The organism is Streptomyces sp. NPDC050422 (genome assembly GCF_044458665.1).
Lineage (GTDB): Bacteria > Actinomycetota > Actinomycetes > Streptomycetales > Streptomycetaceae > Streptomyces.
Genome location: NZ_JBITIE010000002.1, coordinates 149,286 through 167,459, shown reverse-complemented (window position 1 = coordinate 167,459; position 18,174 = coordinate 149,286). Strand labels below are relative to the sequence as shown.

The 18,174-nt window shown below is 74.1% G+C and carries 12 protein-coding genes; 6 read left to right on the top strand and 6 right to left on the bottom strand.

Going from position 1 to position 18,174, the window contains the following annotated elements:
* The first annotated feature begins 3 nt into the window (after positions 1–3).
* Genes ACIBJG_RS03685 through ACIBJG_RS03675 form a run of 3 tightly spaced genes read left to right on the top strand, consistent with a single transcriptional unit; the run spans position 4 to position 2,988 of the window.
* Entirely contained in the window at positions 4–1,905 is a 1,902-nt protein-coding gene (locus ACIBJG_RS03685) for an HAD-IIIC family phosphatase (RefSeq protein WP_399303536.1), read from the top strand.
* A complete protein-coding gene (locus ACIBJG_RS03680) occupies positions 1,892–2,137 on the top strand; it encodes a phosphopantetheine-binding protein (protein ID WP_399303534.1) in 246 nt (81 codons plus the stop codon). The genes ACIBJG_RS03685 and ACIBJG_RS03680 overlap by 14 nt, the downstream gene beginning before the upstream one ends.
* Positions 2,134–2,988 carry a 4'-phosphopantetheinyl transferase family protein gene (locus tag ACIBJG_RS03675; RefSeq protein WP_399303532.1) on the top strand — a complete coding sequence of 285 codons (855 nt, stop codon included), beginning with the start codon at positions 2,134–2,136 and terminating at the stop codon, positions 2,986–2,988. The genes ACIBJG_RS03680 and ACIBJG_RS03675 overlap by 4 nt, the downstream gene beginning before the upstream one ends.
* Before the next feature lie 17 nt (positions 2,989–3,005).
* Here ACIBJG_RS03675 and ACIBJG_RS03670 read toward each other — a convergent pair whose 3' ends face one another.
* Positions 3,006–3,998, bottom strand: coding sequence for a LuxR C-terminal-related transcriptional regulator (locus ACIBJG_RS03670; protein ID WP_399303530.1), 993 nt, complete (start codon positions 3,996–3,998; stop codon positions 3,006–3,008).
* A gap of 445 nt (positions 3,999–4,443) precedes the next feature.
* Positions 4,444–5,163, bottom strand: coding sequence for a 4'-phosphopantetheinyl transferase (locus ACIBJG_RS03665; RefSeq protein WP_399303528.1), 720 nt, complete (start codon positions 5,161–5,163; stop codon positions 4,444–4,446).
* Between the two features lie 288 nt (positions 5,164–5,451).
* Between ACIBJG_RS03665 and ACIBJG_RS03660 the strand changes: the two genes are divergently transcribed.
* From ACIBJG_RS03660 to ACIBJG_RS03650, 3 genes are all read left to right on the top strand, one after another.
* Positions 5,452–6,297 (top strand): metallophosphoesterase family protein, encoded by an 846-nt coding sequence (locus ACIBJG_RS03660; RefSeq protein ID WP_399303526.1) that lies wholly within the window; start codon positions 5,452–5,454, stop codon positions 6,295–6,297.
* Between the two features lie 144 nt (positions 6,298–6,441).
* Complete coding sequence (locus tag ACIBJG_RS03655; RefSeq protein WP_399303524.1) at positions 6,442–9,159, top strand: AAA family ATPase; 2,718 nt, start codon at positions 6,442–6,444, stop codon at positions 9,157–9,159.
* A gap of 266 nt (positions 9,160–9,425) precedes the next feature.
* Complete coding sequence (locus tag ACIBJG_RS03650) at positions 9,426–10,388, top strand: polyprenyl synthetase family protein (RefSeq protein ID WP_399303522.1); 963 nt, start codon at positions 9,426–9,428, stop codon at positions 10,386–10,388.
* 3 nt (positions 10,389–10,391) lie between these two features.
* On the opposite strand, the gene ACIBJG_RS03645 is transcribed toward ACIBJG_RS03650, so the two are convergent.
* From ACIBJG_RS03645 to ACIBJG_RS03630, 4 genes are read right to left on the bottom strand one after another with little or no spacing between them, the layout of a single operon-like run.
* On the bottom strand, positions 10,392–12,080 hold the full coding sequence (locus ACIBJG_RS03645; RefSeq protein ID WP_399303520.1) for an AMP-binding protein: 1,689 nt from the start codon (positions 12,078–12,080) through the stop codon (positions 10,392–10,394).
* Positions 12,071–14,374 (bottom strand): ATP-binding protein, encoded by a 2,304-nt coding sequence (locus ACIBJG_RS03640; RefSeq protein WP_399303518.1) that lies wholly within the window; start codon positions 14,372–14,374, stop codon positions 12,071–12,073. Before ACIBJG_RS03640 ends, ACIBJG_RS03645 begins: the two co-directional genes overlap by 10 nt.
* Positions 14,365–16,863 (bottom strand): BTAD domain-containing putative transcriptional regulator, encoded by a 2,499-nt coding sequence (locus ACIBJG_RS03635; RefSeq protein ID WP_399303516.1) that lies wholly within the window; start codon positions 16,861–16,863, stop codon positions 14,365–14,367. The genes ACIBJG_RS03640 and ACIBJG_RS03635 overlap by 10 nt, the downstream gene beginning before the upstream one ends.
* Positions 16,864–16,867: 4 nt before the next feature.
* Entirely contained in the window at positions 16,868–17,902 is a 1,035-nt protein-coding gene (locus ACIBJG_RS03630) for an AfsA-related hotdog domain-containing protein (protein WP_399303513.1), read from the bottom strand.
* Positions 17,903–18,174 lie beyond the last annotated feature (272 nt).

The window sequence follows — 18,174 nt, the reverse complement described above, 5'->3', positions numbered from 1 at the left end:
CGGATGACCACGGCAACGGACCGGCTGCGTGACCTGCGCGGCAGAGGTCTGCTGGAGAAGTCGTACGACCAGGTAGCGGCGGTGCTCGCCCAGGAGGAGCCCGGGGGCGGGGCGCCGGACGCCGCCGCGGCCGGCCGGCTGCTGGGCGGCATCGACCCCGACGCCGTGCTGGCCCACCACCCGGCGGTCCCCGTCGTCACGGTGGCCGTCACCGGGCAGTCCACCGTGGGCCAGGTCCTCGACCCGCTCAGGGGCGAACTGGCCCGCCACGGCATGCTGCTGCGCCCGGTCCTCGGCGAGCACGGCACCTATCTGCGCGACCTGACCGACCCGGCCGGGGAACTGCACGCGGCCGGCCCCGACCTCACCCTGTGCCTGCTGGACGCCGAGACGCTCTTCTCCCAGGTACCCGTGCTGTGGAGACCCGCGGACGTGGTGCCGGCGGCGGAGGAGGTACTGGCCAGATGCGCCACGATGGCCGAGGAGGCCCCGGGCACCCTGGTGCTCAACACGCTTCCGCTGCCGCGGACCTACACCCACCAGCTCGTCGACCACCGCTCCCGCGCCCTGCTCGGCGCGGTGTGGCGGGAGTTCAACGCCCGGCTGCTGCGGCTCACCGAGCTCGCCCCCGCACTGGTGGTCATCGACCTGGAGCCCCTGGTCGGCGAGGGCGGACCGGTCACCGATCCCCGCCTGGCCCGGTACGCCAAGGTGCAGCTCGGCGCGCAACTCCTCGCCGCCTATGCGCGCGAGGTCGGGCATCTGGCCCGGGCGCTGCGCGGCGCCACCCGCAAATGCCTGGTGCTCGACCTCGACAACACGCTGTGGGACGGCGTGCTCGGCGACGAGGGGCCCGACGGTATCGCCGCCGCGGGCACCCTGCGCGGGGAGGCCTTCGGGGCGTTCCAGCGATGCGTGCGGCAGCTCGGCTCCCAGGGCGTACTGCTCGCCGTAAGCAGCAAGAACGACCAGGAGCAGGTGGAGCGGGTGCTCGCGGAACATCCCGATCTCGTCCTGCGCGAGCCGGACTTCGTGGCGGTCAACGCCAACTGGGAACCCAAGGACGCCAATCTCGCCGACATCGCCCGGCAGTTGGACCTGGGAACCGACGCGCTCGTCTTCGCCGACGACTCGGCGGCCGAGCGCGCGCAGGTGAGGCACGGGCTGCCCGAGGTGGCCGTCGTGCCGCTGGGCGAGGAACCCGCGTCGCACGTGGAACGGCTGCTGGCGGACGGCTGGTTCGACACGATGAGCGTGACCGAGGAGGACCGGGCCAGGACCGGTGAGTACCGGGCCCGCCGGGAACGCCGGGACCTGCACGCCGGTTCGGGCTCGCACCAGGAGTTCCTGGACGCCCTGGACATCCGCCTGGACGTCGGCCCGGCCCGCCCGCACGAGCTCGCCCGTGTCTCCCAGCTGACCTTACGGACCAACCAGTTCAACCTCACCGGGGGCGGTCACTCGGAGGCCGCGCTGACGGCGCTGGCCGCCGACCCCGGGCGGCATCTGCTGCTGGCGGCCCGCAGCGCCGACCGTTTCGGCGACAACGGTCTGACCGGCGCCGTGCTGATCTCCGTCTCCGAGGGGCAGTGGCATCTGGACAATCTGTGGCTCAGTTGTCGCGTGTTCGGCCGTGGCATCGAACAGGCCCTGCTCGCCATGCTGTTGAGTAGAGCCCGGCGCCTCGGACTGAACGCCGTGGGTGCCCGCTACGTACCCACCGTGCGAAACCACCGGGCCCGGGGCTTCTATCCCTCCCTCGGGTTCACCGCTCGTGATCTCCCGGACCGGGAGGCGTACGGGGACGGGACCGAAGAGTTCCACCACGACCTGGCGGTGCTTCCGGACCTCCCCGGCCATGTATGTGTCACCGAGTCCGGAGGGCAGCCGCATGAGCTCCGATGATCTGGACGTCCTCGACGTGTTCCTGCGGACCGTGGGCGACGACCTCGGCCTGGACATCGGCGGGAGCGCCGGAGCGGACACCGCTCTCACGGACCTGCCCGGCTGGGACTCGCTGAATCTGCTCCGGCTGGTGGCCCTCCTGGAGCAGTCCGGTCATGGCGTGCCGGTGCACCGGCTGCTGGAGGCGCACAGCCTCCGGGACATTCACACCCTCGTGAAGGAGTACGGATGACCGCCCCGGGCAGCATCACGCTCGGTTCACCGCTCGGCGAGCCCGTCCGCGTGGTTCCCGGAGGGGATTCGTGGGACCGGGTCAGAGCGGACCTCGCCACCCACGGGAGCGCGCTGGCCTACGCGTGGCTGAAGGACCTGGAGCCGGTGGTGCCGTCCGGTGACGGGCTGCGCGAACTGCTGGGGCGCGACTGGACGCGCTACCTCGACCTTACCCACGCCGACGTGCGCGACCAGTACGTCGCCTCCCGGATGCTCCTCAAGCACGCGGCGGGAGCCGTGCTCGCCAGCGAACCGGCCGACCTGGAACTGGCCTACGGCCCGACCGGGCGCCCGTACCTGCGCGGCTGCGACCAGATCGACATCAGCCTCAGCCACACCCAGGACCTGCTGCTCGTCGGGCTGACCACGTGCGGGCTCATCGGCGTGGACGCCGAGCGCGCCGACCGGGACATGTACGGCGGCGGGCTCGTCCGGCACATCTGTACGTCGTACGAAGCGGTCCTGCTGTCCGGCATGCCGGAGGAGGAGCGCAACGGGGCGCTGGTGCGCCTGTGGACGCTGAAGGAGTCGTACAGCAAGGCGATCGGGCAGGGCATGCAGTTCCGCTTCACCGAGTTCGGCTTCGGTCCGGACGGCCGGCCCGTACGGGTGCAGCGGCCGGACGGCACGGCGGGCACCGGCGAGGAGTGGACCTTCCGCACGTTCCCCCTGCCGGGCGGCTACGTCGTCAGTGCCGCGGTGTACGACGCGGGGTTCGGCAAGCTGCAGGACGCCCATGTCACGACGATGCTCGACCAGGACTGCGTCGACGCGATCACCGAGGCCCTCGACGCGGACACCGGCCCGTGAGGCGGGCGGTGCCGGGATCAGAAGGCGGGCGGTGCCGTGCCCCCCGGAAGCATCTCCTGGCGTGCGGCGTTGTACCCGGCCTGGAAGCGGCTGGTCGCCTCCAACTGCTCGGTGATCTCGGCGATATGGCGCCGGCACGTGCGTACGGACATGCCGAGCCGGCGGGCCACCATCTCGTCCTTGTAGCCCTTGGTCATCAGCCGGATGATCGACCACTTCAGCTCGTCGGTGGACGTCGGGGGCCGCTGGGACTCCACGACGTACGGGGACGCGCCTTCCCACAGGTACTCGAAGACGGAGTAGAGGAACGCCACCAGGGTGGGCTCGCGGACGACGGCGGCGCCGGGAGTGCTGCCCTCCTGGGCGGAGCGCTCGGGGAGGAAGGCCACTTCCCTGTCGTAGATGATCAGTCTGTCGATGACCTCGTCGGCGGTACGGACCTCCGCACCCTGCACCGTGACGTCGCGGACGTACGAGCGGGTGGGCAGGTCGTTGCGGGCGGTGTGCTGGTAGATGGTCCGGATCCGGACCCCGCGGTCGAGGATGGACAGCGCGCTCTCGCGCGCGTCCGCGAGGATGTCCGCCCGGCGCGCGCCACCGGGCTGCACGGTGATCAGCTCGTGTTTACAGGTCTGGCCCAGGTGGTCGAGCATGGCCTGGATGCGGGAGGGGTCGCTGATGACGTCGAAGGCTTCCAGGTGGTTGCGCAGCCTGCGGCCCTCGAAGTAGAGGGAGCTCAGTGACATCAGCTTGGCGCGGACGTCCGTGACCGCCTGCTGGAGGTCGCGGATCTGCCGCTCGGCGGGGCCCACGAGTGAGGCCGCCGCGGCGTCGGGTGCCACAGGGGTCAGCTGGTGGGAGTGGCCGGGCACGGACTGCAACAGCCGGACCCCGGACAACACGCTCTCGACCCGGGCGATCTCGTCGTGCGAGAGGGACAGCCGGTTGGCAATCTGCTCCCGGTCGAAGCGACCGCACTCGACGGCGAGGCCGTATGCCGCGGCGCTCACGTCGTCCAGTTCGGTAAATCCCGAATCTGCGTACTCCCCTTGGAACACGCCAGCCCCCACTGATCGGTGTAATACCTGCCACGTAACTTTACGCCAACGTGCAGGCCTTGGCGTGAATGATCGGTATCCGAGACTCTATTCCCATCACCCGGGCACGCCAAAGCCGGAGATTTCGGGTGATGGAGTTAGCGGAGGTAAGGCTCATTCGTCGACCGAGGGGAGTCGCAATGGCAAGGTATGGCAAAACATCTCTGGTCCGCTTGACTTTGTTGGTGGGTATGCTTCTTGCAGTAATGGGGGGACAGTTCATGTCGGGCCTGGCGCTGCAGGGGACGTCCGCAGGATCCGGCGCGGGGGCGACGGCTGCGAACGGGCTTGTGACGCCGGGTGTGGACAGACCTGACGACGACCGGTGGGACTGACCTGGCCCCGGCTGTCCCACGACTCACACGATGCTCCCCGTGCCGCACAGGCGGGGAGCATCGCTGTGTGCCGGGGCGGCCGGTCTGCGGGCGGGCACCGCGATGGCGCTCAGCAGCACACCGTTGTGAGCGGACCAGCGGCCGCTGAACGTGGTGGGCCCCGCCGCGGAGAGCCCTCCGGGCTGGGGGAGCAGCCGGGCGTGGAAGGTCTCCTGCGCGGCGTCCACGTTCACCAGTGCGTCGGTGAAGTCCAGTTCCTGGCCGGTCAGCGGGAACCACGTCTTGTAGACGGCCTCCTTGATGCTGAACAGCAGCCGGTCCCAGGCGATCTCCGGCGCCGACCACGCGAGCTCACGGGTTCTGCGCAGTTCCTGCGGCAGTGCGATCGACTCCAGCATCCCGGCGGACAGCGGGGCGTTGGGCTCCGCGTCGATCCCCACCGCGAGGAAGTCCTGTGAACGGGCGAGCGCCACGCCCCGGAAGCCGGTGCAGTGCGTCATGGATCCCACGACCGAGGGCGCCCACTGCGGGACACCGCGCCGTCCCGGCAGTACGGCGGCCGGCGCCACGCCCAGCGCCCCCATGGCACGCCGGGCGCACCACCGCACCGTGCCGAACTCCAGCCGGCGCTTCGGGACGGCGTTGCGGATCAGGTTCTCCTCCTCCGGGAAGAGGAACACCTCGGCCGGATCGGCGGTGGCCTCGGCGGTGGCGACGTTCGAAGGCAGGAGCTTTGTGAGCACGGCGTTCCTTCAGGTCGGTGCGTCGGGTGGACGCCTCCCACGCTCGCGCCGCCGCTCCGTCCCGGCCAGCGAAGAGGGTGCCTGCGGGCCGGGAAGGGCTGCCGGACCGGCACTTTCTCCCAGGCGGCTGCCATCCGCCCGGCCGCGACCGCCCCGTCCGGGAGCGCACTGCCACCCCCCGCAGCGGGCCTTGCCATCCCCCTGTCATGCGCGCGGCCGCGAGCGGACCCTCAACGCAGGGGTCGGGGAGGGGTGTTCGCTGCCGGGCCGGCGGCCCAGCCTGGGTGAATGGCGCACGGAAACCTCATGGGCATCAGTGACCTCCATGTCGCATTCCCGGAGAACCGCCGGATCGTCGAGGAGCTGTATCCCGACAGCCCTGCCGACTGGATCGTCGTGGCCGGTGACGTGGGCGAGTCCCCCGAAGATCTGCGGTGGGTGCTCGATTTGCTGACGCGGCGTTATGCCACCGTCGTCTGGGCTCCCGGAAACCACGATCTGTGGACTCTTCGCGAAGATCCCGTGCCCCTGCGTGGAGATGCCCGCTACCGGCGATTGGTCGAAATCTGCCGGTCGTACGGCGCTTACACGCCCGAGGACCCGTACCCCGTCTGGTCCGGACCGGGCGGGCCGCTGGTCGTGGCCCCCCTCTTCCTGCTGTACGACTACAGCTTCCGGACACCCACCGCCGCCACCCGGGAGCAGGCGCTGGAGCAGGCCTACGAGGCCGGAGTGGTGTGCACCGACGAGTTCATGCTGCACCCCGACCCCTACCCCTCCCGCGAGGCCTGGTGCCGGGCCCGGGTCGCCGCCACCGAACAGCGCCTGGCGGCCTGCGACCCCGAACTGCGCACCGTACTGGTCAACCACTTCCCGCTGGTCCGCACGCCCACCCGGATCCTGCGGCACCCCGAGTTCGCCCAGTGGTGCGGCACCGACCTCACCGCCGACTGGCACACCAGGTTCCGGGCGGCGGCGGTCGTCTATGGCCATCTGCACATCCCGCGCACCACCTGGTACGACGGTGTGCGGTTCGAGGAGGTCTCCGTCGGCTATCCCCGCGAACGGCGTCACCAGGGCCGGTCCCGGGTCGCCCCGCGCCGCATCTTCCCGGCCGGCCCCGGGGATTGCTGACTGGCAGGTTCCGGCCACCGGGCAGAAGGGGAACGGGCCTCTAGAGTGAGTCCGGACCGCTTTTCAAGCACTGCTCGATCGGTCCTGAATCCGATTCGCGTTCCCTTTTTTCGAGCGCGCGGAAAGCGGGCACTGGGGGATCTCATGGTGTTGTTCCGTCGCGCGGAGGAACTCTCTCTTCTGGAAAGGCTGATCGAAGGCTGCGAAGAAGGGAATTCTGGATTAATTCTTGTCGAAAGTGCGGTCGGCTGCGGGAAGAGCGAGTTCCTCGAAACCGTGGCCGTGAATGCGGAGAAGCGCGGCGCGATCGTGCTGCGGGGCATGGGCACCGCCGACGAACGGCGGCACCCGCTGGGCGTGCTGCGCCAGCTGACCGCGGACGCCCCGGCCGGCGCACTGCCGGCCGTCCCGCCCTCGCCCGACGAGGCGGGCCGGGTCGGGGCCATGCGGCAGTTCGCCTCGGCCGTCCGTGAGCTGAGCACCGTCGCACCGGTGGTGATCTGCGTGGACGACCTGCACCACGTCGACGAGCTCTCCAGCCGCTATCTGCTGCACCTCACCCGCGGCACCCGGCAGGCCAAGGTGCTGCTCGTCCTCACCGAGTCCGTCCACGAACACGGGGACGATCCGCTGCTGCGCACCGAACTGCTGCGGCTGCCCCACTTCGTACGCCTGCGGCTGGAACGCCTCACGCCCGAGGCGGTCCGGGCGATGCTGCCCGACCGCGGCGAGGCGGAGACCGGCCGGCTGCACCGGGCCAGCGGAGGCAACCCGCTGCTGCTGCGGGCCCTGCTCCAGGACCCCGGGGCCCTGCCCGGGGAGGCCTACACCCAGGCCGTACTCGCCTGCCTGCACCGCTGCGGATCCGCCACCACGGGGCTGACCGAGGCCATCGCCGTGCTCGGCCCCCTGGCGAGTGCCGGTCATGTCGCGCGGCTCGCCGGAGCCACCGAACCCGCCGCCGCCCGGGCCCTGGCCGCCCTCGAAGCCGCGGGCCTGCTCCCGGCCGGGCGCGGACAGGGCTTCTGCCACCCGGCCGCGCGGGCCGCCGTACTCGAAGGAATGGAAGCGGACGCCCGCCGGGCCCTGCACCGGGAGGCCGCCCTGCTGGCCCGCGCCGCGGGAGCCCCCGACACCGCCGTCGCGGCCCAGCTCCTCGCCGCACGGCACACCGCCGAGGACTGGGCGCTGCCCGTCCTGCGCTCCGCGGCCGACCAGCACGCGGCCGACGCCGCCCTCGACCAGGCGGCCGCCCTGCTGCGGCTCGCCCGGGAGACGTGCACCGACGAGGCCCACCGCACCGATGTGAGCGTCAGGCTCAGCGTCGTCACCGGACGCACCGACCCGGCCGCCGCCGAGCGCCACCTGGCCGAACCCCTCGCCGCCCTCGCCGACGGCCTGCTGGAGCCGCGCGCCCTCGGACCGCTCGCCCGGGCGCTGGCCGCGCAGGGCCGCATCGACGAGTCGACGGAGGTGCTGGAGCGGCTCGCGGCCGGCGAGGGCCGTCACCCCGGAGCCGCCGGGCGAAGACACGGGGACATCCCCGGCGACGACCCGCTCGACGGCCTCTCGGCGTTCCCCCGGTGGGGAGCCGCAGGCCGCGGCTGCACCACCGCCGAGCCCGGCGGATACCCGGCGGGCCGCGCCGCGCGCGGAGCCATCCACCCCGCCGCCCTGTGGGCCCTTCCCGCCGAGGCCGACGAGGGGGCCGCCGCGCAGGCCGCCGAACTCTTCCTGCGGGGCGTGACCCTGGCCGAAGGCATGGTCGAACCGACCATGCAGGCCCTGCGCACCCTGCTCCACCTGGACGGCGCCGAGCGGGTACTGCCCTGGTGCGAGGCGTTCGCCGACCAGGCGGCGGCCCGCCGCGCCACCGGCTGGCAGGCCGCCTTCGCCGGACTCCTCGCCGAGGCCCGGCTGCGCCTGGGCGATCTCACCGGGGCCGTCGCCACGGCCGAGGCGGCCCTGCGCGCGGTACCCGCCCGGGGCGGCGGCGTCCAGCTGTGCGCCCTCACAGCGACCCTGGTCCGGGCGTTCACCGCCATGGGCCGCCCCGAGGCGGCGGCCGCCGTACTGAGCCGGCCCGTCCCCGACCGGCTGACGGGCAGCGTCCACGGACTGGCGTACCTGCGCGCCCGGGGCCACTACTCCCTGGCGACCAGTCACTTCCACGCGGCCCTGGGGGACTTCCTCGACATCGGCCGCCACATGAAGCGCTGGGGTCTGGACCGTCCACGGGTCCTGCCCTGGCGGGCCGATGCGGCGGAGGCACTGCTCAGGCTCGGCGAGACCCACCAGGCCGACCGATTCCTGGCCGACCAGCTGACCACCCGCGACGCCAACGACCCCTGGGTGCGCGGAATGTCACTGCGCCTGCGGGCCTCCCTGCGCGAGCCGAAGGAGCGGCAGATGATGCTCACCAAGGCCGTGGACGACCTGCACCGCTCCGGCGACCAGTACGAACTGGCCCGCGCGATGAGTGACTTCGGCCAGGTCCTGCGCGTCCTGGGCGAACCGGCCCGCGCGGCCATGGTCAACCGCAGGGCCTGGCACGTGGCGAAGGAGTGCGGGGCCGAGGCACTGTGCGTCACGATCCTCCCCGGTCACACCGGCGAGGCCCCGGAGACGGCCTCGGACGCCGGGGCACCGCACGCCGACCTCGTGGCGAGCCTCAGCGAGTCGGAGAAGCGGGTCGCGCTGCTCGCCGTGCACGGCCACACCAACCGGGAGATCGCGCAGAAGCTGTACATCACGGTGAGCACGGTCGAGCAGCACCTCACCCGCGTCTACCGCAAGCTGGAGATCCCCGGCCGCCAGGCCCTCCCGGTCGATTTCCACCTGGGGGTCGCCGAGTTCATCTGAGAGGGTCCGGCAAGTGGGGGGTGGGTGGAGGCGCGTGCCCAGCCCCGCGACGCCGCCCCCCGATTGCCGGACCCTCTGAAGGTCTCCGGCTTCGCGTAGCAAGGTCATGGCAAGCCCCGGCCGGTTCCGCCCGGCCATGGCAGGCAACTGGCAGCCCGAATGCCCTCCTTTGCCGCGCCCGCCCGCGCCGGCCCGTCCGGATGGTTCAGCGCGTGCGGCGTCCTGGAAGGTCGGTCCTGAGGCCGTAGCCCACCAGGGAGGGCGCCATGACCACCACACCCACGCACGACCCGCCGGGGAACGCGGCGACACCCGACCGGGTGCGCGATGCCGTCCTCGACCGGGTCGAGGAGAGACTCGCCCACCTGTTCGCCGAGGAGGGCCGCAGCCGTCGCACGTCCGATCCACGCAGCGCCGTACTGGTGGCGGGTGTGGCCGAACTGGTGCAGGCCGGCGCCGAGCGGGCCCATCCGGTCATCTGCCTCACCGGGTACCTCGCGGCGGGCGGCGACCCGGCCGGGGAGGACGTCGTGTCCGCGTGCGTCGCGCTCGAACTCCTCGACACCTGCCTGATGATCCGGGACGACGTCCGCAAGAACGCGAGCCTGCGCCGCGGCATCCCCACCCTGCACATCAGCCACGCCGCCGAGCACGAGCGCAACGGCTGGAGCGGCGAGTCGCGCCGCTTCGGCGAGGGCACCGCGGTCCTCGCGGGCGATCTGGCCGTCGCGTACGGGGACCGCTTCGCGGCCCGGCTGCCGGACAGCGCCTGGGAGTTGTGGGACGGGCTGCGCACGGAACGGGCCATCGGGGCGCACGCGGAAGCCGCCGCGGCGACCGAGTACCTCGACGACGCCTGGCCGGGCCAGTGCCTCGACGGCTGCGGCAGCGGCTGCGGCGCGGGCTGGTACGGGCTGCGCCACGCCCTGCTGATCGGCGCCGCGCTCGCGGGCCGGGAGGACCTGCGCGATCCGTACGAGGAGTACGCGCGCGCCGTGCACGGGGCCTGGCGGCTGCGCGGATTCCTGCGCGGCGGCCCGGGCTTCGACGGCGACGCCCAGTTCCTCCGGGACATCTTCTTCGACGCACAGGCCCGCGAGAGCGCCGAGGAGACCATCGCCGGACTTCTCGACCGGGCCGACACCGCGGTGGCGACCGCGCCCGTCGCGCCCGGCTGGCGCACGGAACTGCGCGCCTTCGCCCGCCGGGTGGCCGGCTGCGAACACTGACGTCTACGGGGCCGGCCGGGGGCTGCCCGGGTGGAGGCGGAGCAGCCAGCTGCGCAGGGCGGCGCGGCGGAGCCGGCCGTGCTCGTCGCGGGGGAGGGCTCCGACGATCTCCAGCCGTGTCGGCAGGAACGCCTCCGCGATCCCCAGCGCGGTGAGGTGCTCACGCAGCTCGGCCGGGCCGGGCGGCCGGTCCCACGCGGTCGGCACCACCACCGCGCACGGCAGCTCCCCGTGGACCGGATCGGTGTAGGCGACCACCGCCGCCTCCCCCACCCGGGGGTGGGCAACGAGGCCCTCCTCCACCTCCGCGACCGGCACCATGAAGATCGCGCCGGTCCGCGTCCCCGCCCTGGCCAGCACCCGGATCCCGCCCCCGGGCGCGGCCGCGGCGAGGTCACCGGTGTCCAGCCAGCCGTCCCCGTCCTCCCAGGTGGACACCGGCGCCGAGGAGCCGTGCCGCCAGGTGGCCAGGGCCACGGAGGGCCCGCGGACCCGGAGCGGGGCGGCGGCCGAACCGTCGTGGGCGGACACCTCCAGACCGCGCAGCAGCCGGGCGCCCCCGGACGCCGACAGTGCGCCCATCCCCAGCTCCGGCGCCCCCCACGCGGACAGCACCGGCACCCCGAACACCTCCCGCAGCTCCGCGGCGAGCGGCTCCGGAGTGCTGGTGCGCCCGCCCGAGAGGACCAGCCGCAGCCGGTTCAGCTCCCGCGGCCGGTGCCGCTGTGCGGTGAGGAGTTCCGCGAAGTAGGCGGGTTCCGCGTACACCTGGTCGACCCCTGCCTCCGCCATCAGGTCCAGACACCGGCGGGGATCCCAGACGTCCTGGTAGACGCCCGTCCCGCCGACCGCCAGCGGCCAGCACACGGAGTAGATCAGCGAGGCCAGCGAGGTCAGTGGCAGCGTGCTGAGGAACACCTCGCCGTGCCGCCGGCCCGGGCCGTCCGGATGGTCCTGGGCGGAGATGTTGGCGTACAGCGTGTCGGGGGAGTGCAGCACCGAGGTGTAGGAGTCGCGCAGCCCCATGACGCTGATCAGGACCGAAGGCCGGTCGGCCTGCCCCGGCAGCGGCCTGGCCCGCCGGCCCGCCCCGGTCCGTTCGTGCGCGGTGCGCGCGAAGTACTCCGTGAAGTCGACCGCCCCGGTCGCCGCCGCGTCGCCCAGCACCACCCGATGTCGCAACCACGGCAGTTCCGGGGCGAGTTCCGCGAGCGCCTCGGCATGCGCGAAGCCCTCCCACGCGTCCGGCACCACGCACACCCGTGCCCGGGTGCCGTCCAGGATCCGCCGCAGTCCGTGGGACCGTACGGTCGGCAGTACGGGCACGGCGACCGCTCCGGCACGCAGGCAGGCCAGGGTGAGGGCCGTCGTCTCCCACCAGTTCGGCAACTGGTAGGCCACCGGATCGCCGGGCGCCACCCCGAGCGAGACCAGAGCGGCCGCGAACCGGTCGGTGTACAGGGCGAGCTGTCCGTACGTCAGGACGACGCGGCTGCGGCCTGCCGGGCGCAGCAGGCGCTCCGAGACGATGGCGGGCCGCTCCGGCGTACCGGCCGCCGTGCGGTAGAGGTCGTCGAGGAACGTCCCCGCCCGCCACCACCCGGCCGCCCGGAACCGGCCGGTGACGTCGGCGGGCGCGGTCAGCTCCAGGATGCGGCGCTCCGCGGTCCCCGTGCCGTGGGTCAGGCCCACCGTCCCACCGCCCCGGCCACCTGCACCCGCGAGGTGCATCCCAGCCGCCGCATCACCTGGCGGACATGGTTGACCACGGTCCATTCCGAGATGTCGAGCCGGGCCGCGATATGGCGGTTGGTGAGCCCTTCGGCCACCAGGAGCGCCACCTGTGCCTGGCGCGGCGTGAGGGACCGGTCCTCGGTCGCCGAACCGGCCACCGGGCGGCGCGAGGGGGCGGGCGCCGACAGCGCCTCGGTCACCGCCGTCGCCGCGGACATCCGCACGCCCTCCGCCCACGCGGTGGCGAAGTCGGGCCAGTCCAGCCGGGAGCCCAGCTCCGTACGGGTCTGTTCGGCCTTCGAGCGCCACTCCTGCGGGACCTCGGCGCCGGTCCTGCGGCGCAGGACGTCCGCCGCCGCCAGCAGCCGTACCGTGCGCGGCCGCTGCGCGGGCTGGGTACGGAACAGAAGGAGCGCGAACTCTTCGAGCACGCCGGGGAGTTCGGTGCGCTCGTCGATGGCCTCGTACAGCCGCAGCGCCTCCCGCACCGCCGCCTCGGCCCGCGCGGGCTCGTCACCCTCCAGCGCCATCGCGGCCCCGGCCCTCAGGGCGCCGGCCAGCCCGCGCCCGTCCCTGATCCGGCGGAAGGTCTCCTCGGCCCGGTCCAGCGACCCCAGCGCCTGGCGGCGGTCGCCCTCGGCGTGCAGGGCGCCGGCGAGCGAGACCGCCGCCTCGGCCGCGCCGCCGGTGACGCCCATCGCGGACAGCGCGCTGAGCGCGGTCACCAGCACGCTCCGTGCCCCCGAGGCGTCACCGGACCTCAGCAGGGCCGTGCCCAGTCCGACGGAGGCGAGCGCGTTCTGCCGGCGGTCCCCCACGCTCTTGCCGAGCGCCAGCGCACGCCTGTGCCGGCGTGCGGCCTCCTGCGGATCGCCCAGCGCGAGCGCGAACACCCCGGACAGGTCGGCCAGCCTGGCCCGCAGGGAGTCCGGGAGCTGCTGCCCCCTGTCCCCGTCCACCTGGTCGCACCATTCCAGGCCCTCGCGCAGCCGCCCCTGCGCCAGCCACGGCAGCCGGCAGCCCAGCACCATCGCGGCGGCCGCCTCGCCGTCGCCCTGCTCGTGGAGCCTCCGCAGGGCCGCGAGCACGTTCGGGCTCTCCGCCGCCGACTCCCGCAGCAGCCGGTCCTGGCCGGTCCCCGTGAGTCCGGGCAGTGCGGCGGCCACCAGCCGGCGGTACCGCTCCGCGTGCGCGTCGAGCACCGCGCCGCCGCCGTCCGCCCCGGCCGGGCCGGTGCGCGCGTAGGACCGGACGGGTTCGGGCACGGCCAGCCGCAGCTCGCCCCGCTCCTCGGCGGCCACGACGAGCAGCCCGCGATCCATCAGCGGTTCGAGCCCCTCCTCGTCGGCGAGTCCCGCGGCGGCCAGGCCGAAGCCCGGCTCGTACACCGCGAGCCTCCCCAGCAGGGCGCGGGCCGCGGGGGCCAGGCCGCGACAGCTCCACTCGGCGAGCGCGGCGAGCGAGCGGTGCCGCCCGGGTGCGTCGACCGGGCCGCCCGCGAGGACGGTCGTACGGCCGCGCAGCCGGGCGGCGAGCAGGTGCGGAGGCAGCAACCGAAGGCGTTGCGCGGCGAGTTCGAGAGCGAGCGGCAGGCCGCCGAGGAGGGTGCAGATCTCCGTGACGGCCGCGCTGTTCTCCAGGGTCAGCGCGAAGGACGGATCGGCGTCCCGGGCCCGGCGCACGAACAGGGCCACGGAGGCCACCTCGTGCGGCTCGTCGCCCTCGCCGTCGCCCGGCACGGGCAGAGGGGTGAGGGGCAGCAGCTGTTCGCCGTAGACGCCGAGCGGTTCCACGGCGGTGGCCAGCACCACCACGCGCGGGTCGGCGGCGAGCGCGACGGCGGTCTCGGCAGCGGTGCGGCGCGCCTCGTGGTCGCAGCCGTCGAGCAACAGGAGGATCCGCCCGCCGGTGGCCCCCGGCGCGGGACGAGGGAGGCCGGCGTCCCCCGGTGCGGGCCGAAGGCTGCCGGCGTCCCCCGGCGCGGGCTGCGGGGCGTCGGTGAGCCGGTGGACGAGCGCCCGCATCGCGTCGCGTCCGGACTCGCCCGGTGCCGCCGCGTCGAGCACCTCCACCCGGTCGAACTCCGCGCCGAGCTCCCGGACGACCTCCCGCGCCAGCCGGGTCTTGCCCACGCCGGCCCGTCCGGTCAGCGTCACCAGCCGCACCGGGTGCTGCCGCAGCCGCTCCCGCAGCGTGGCGGCCTCGAGTTCCCTGCCGACGAGCTCCGTATCCGGGCCGAGCGCTACCGACATGGTTCTCCGTAGATCGGGGGCGGCCCGGCGAAGGGCCCGCCCCGGTGGATCCGCCAGAGGCCGGGCCGTATCTCCACGGCCCCGAAACCCGCCCCGCCCCGGCCGGCGGTGGCGGCCGCGGCGGCGCCGGTGTCGAGCGCCCGCAGGGAGCGCCTGGCGTACATCTGGAGCCGGGGGTCGTCCAGCGTGCCCGCCAGCCGGAGGCACTCGCCGAACCAGAACCGGGCCGCCCCGGGGCCCTCCTGGGCCAGCGCCACCAGGGCCCGGGCCCGGCTCGCCTCGTAGTGGCCCCGCGCGTGACCGGGCGCGGACAGCGCGGCCAGGGCCGGTTCCAGCAGCTCGGCCGCCGCACCGGCTGCCCCACCGTCCAGCAGCAGCTCGGCCAGGCCCACCAGCGCGTGGTTCGTCCCGTCCTCGTCGCCGGCCTCCTCGGCAAGCTCCAGGGCCTGCCCGAGGAGCTCCCGGGCCTGCTCCAACCGCCGGTAGCGCGAGGCGAGTTCCGCGAGGAGACGCAGCATCCGGGCCTGGGCGGAGCGGTCCGCGCACCGGCGGGCGGCGTCCAGGGCCAGGGCGTAGCAGGCCTCCTCGGCCTGCGCGTCCTCCTGCGTACAGCGGGCGAGCCCGTCCGTGAGCCGCACCGTGAGCTCCCACAGCCCGGCGTCGTACGCGGTGCGCGCCAACCGGGCGAGGCCGGGGCCGTCGGGCCCGGAGGCACGGCGGGGCTCCGCCGCGGCCTGCGCGTACGCACGGCACACGCGGTACGCCGCCGCCCGCACCGCCTGCGGGTCCTCCTCCCGGGCCAGCCGTTCCGCGGCCAGCAGCCGCAACAGCTCCGGGAGCCGCCAGCCGTCCTGGTCCGCCTCCACCAGCCGGGCGTCGGCCAGCGCTTCGAGCGCGGTGAGCGCCCCCGCACCGGTGACGTCCAGGGCGGCAGCGGCCTGCGGGGCGCCGAAGCGGCCCGGCGGCAGGAGGGACAGCAGGCGGAACTCCCGCCGCCGGTCGGCCGGGCAGGCCTCGTACGCCGTCATGAGCCGGGCCCGCACGTCCATGTCACCGGTGCGCAGCGCGTCGAGCCGGCCGTCCTCCGCGCGCAGCCGGGCGGCGAGAGCGGCCGGGGTCCAGTGCGGCCGGGCCGCGAGCTGGGCGGCGGCGGCCCGTACGGCGAGCGGGAGCCACCCGCAGAGCTCGGCCACGGCCGTGACCGTGCCGGGTTCGACGCGGTTGCCGGCGCGGTCGTCGCCGTATCCCTCGAAGAGGCGGGCGAGTTGATGTGACTCCTCGGGGCGCCAGGGGCCCAGGAGCACGGTGCGCAGCCCCGGAAGTCCGGCCGGTACCCGGCAGGCGGTGAGCAGCACGGCATGTCCCAGTGGCAGCAGGGGCCGTATCTGGGCCTCGGAGGTCACCCCGTCCACGACCAGCAGGGCCCGCCGGTCCCGGGCGGCGGCCGGCAGGGGCGGGCGCCCGCCGCCCGACACATCCAGGAAGTGTGCGCCGCCGGGGAAGGCGTCGGACACCCGGTGCGCGGCCTCGACCGCCAGCGCCGTCTTCCCGGTGCCCGGCATGCCCGTCACGGCGACGAGGTCGCCGCCCGCCTCCGGTGCGCCGCGCAGCAGGCGTTCCAGCACGGCGAGTTCGTCCGCCCGGCCGGTGAACCACGGGTCGGTGGCCGGCAGCGCGTCCTCGCCGCGCCTTCCGCCGCCGCTGCCGGTGAGCCGCTCGGCCGCCCCGGGCCGGGCCAGTTCGCGGTCGCCCTCCAGGATGAGCCGCTGGAGCCGGCGGGACCTCGGGCCCGGTTCGATGCCGAGCTCCTCCACCAGGGTCTGCCGCAGCCGCGCGTACACGCGCAGCGCCTCCGCCTGCCGTCCGCACCGGTACAGCGCCACCATCAGATGGGCGTGGAACTCCTCGCGCAGCGGGTACTCGGCCGCCAGCTCATGTAGTTCCGCGACGAGTTCGCGGTGCATCCCCAGGTGCAGCTCGGCCCGGACCCGTTCGTCGAGCGCCGTGGTGCGCGTTTCGGCCAGGCGGACGGCCGCGCCGTCCATCAGCGGCCCGTGCGGGATGTCGGACAGCAGGGGCCCCCGCCACAGGGCGAGCGCGTTCCGCTGGTGCGCGGCCGCGGTGGCGAAGTCCGCGTCCAGCGAGGCCTGGTGGCCGAGCCGGGACAGCTCCTCGAAGGCCGTGCTGTCGAGCTCGTCGGGTGCGACCCGCAGCAGGTAGCCCGGGCGGCGGGTCACCAGAACCTCCCCGCCGTTCTGCGGATCGGCGCCGCGCAGCGACTTGCGCAGGTGGGACACGTACACCTGGAGCGTCGTCGTGGCCGTGCGCGGAGGGGAGTCCGGCCACAGCTCGTCGACGAGGCTGTCCACCGACACGACCTCGTTCGCCCGGACCAGCAGCGTCCCGAGGACACCGCGCAGCTTGGCGGCCTGCGGGACACCGCCGCTGACCTCCAGGGGGCCCAGAATCCCGAAGCGCACCGAGCCCATCCGCTCAGTAGTCCTGAACCACGGTGGTACGGGCCTCGGCGACCGCCCACCGCTGCTGCGTCAGCGTCAGCGTGACCGGCACCGTCGGCCGGCCCTCGGCGTCCCGGCCCAGTGGACCCGCCACCGCCACACAGCGCAGCGGCAGATCGCGGGCCGCCTGCCCGCGAAAGTGCACCTGGCAGGCCCCCAGCGTGCTCCGGGCCGCTTCCAGCCCGTGTGCGCGGCCCGCGGTGAGCAGCGAGCTCTGGCGCAGCGCCTCCAGCAGATGCAGCCCCGAGAACTGTCCGTCCCGGCCCCCGTCCACGTCGTCGAACACGGGGCTGACCGGCGCGGACAGTACCCAGGTGCTGATCCGGCCGCGGGAGGCGTCGGTGGGCTCGCTGATGACGACGTTGCCCTCGGCGCGGCGGCTCACCTCGTTGGCGTCGGCCGGGCGCGGCGGCCTGTCCGGTGCGTCGCCGAGTTCCGGCACGGCGCGCATCGCCTCCCGGGCGTGCGCCACGTGCTTGCGGTACAGCTTCGGCATGAGGAAGACCATGCCGGCGGACCCGATGGCGCAGGAGCGGCCGTCGATCTGCACGTCCAGATGGAAGTCGAGCCCGCGCGGCACCTCGGCGACCACGTTCGCGGGCCGGGCTCTGATCCGCGTCTCCATGGTCACGGGCCGGCCGCCCGGGGGATCCGTACGCCAGGCGGAGAGATCGGTGAGGTCGAGCGCGAACCGGTAGAAGAGCCCGGGCCGGTCCTCGGGCACGCCGAAGTAGCGGTGCCCGACGAGTTCACCGACCTCGCGGACGGTTCCGGTCGCGATCTGGAGGTCGTGGAAGTGACCGGGGCCGTCGTTGAAGAGCGGGTGAGCGACAGGGGTCTCGCCGACGAGGGTGAAGTGCTCCTCGCCCGGACTGGGCGCGTCGAGGGCGTAGTAGGACCGCGCGGACGGCCGGTGGATCAGGTGCTGTGCGACCCCAGCGGCCGCCGAGGCCGCTGTCGCACGTCCGTGGATGACGGGAGCCGAGGTCGTGCGGTTGTCGACTGTCATGTCCCTCCCCTTCTCTCGGCACATGGTGAAGCGCCCTGACAAGCCCCAGCCACCCGTCCCCGTTGGCCACAACGTGCATGGCAGGAAGGTGCGTCGCGGGTGCGCCGGCCGGCCCCGAGGCCGGCCGGCGGATCATGGCCGGGGTCACGGCGTCCGGCACGGCACCTCGCCGCGTTGCCGAAACGCCCGCACAGCTCCGCCATGAGGACGCTCCGGCGCCTTGCGATGTACCGCACCGGACGCCGCGCCCTGTCCGACCCCGATCCGCCGGC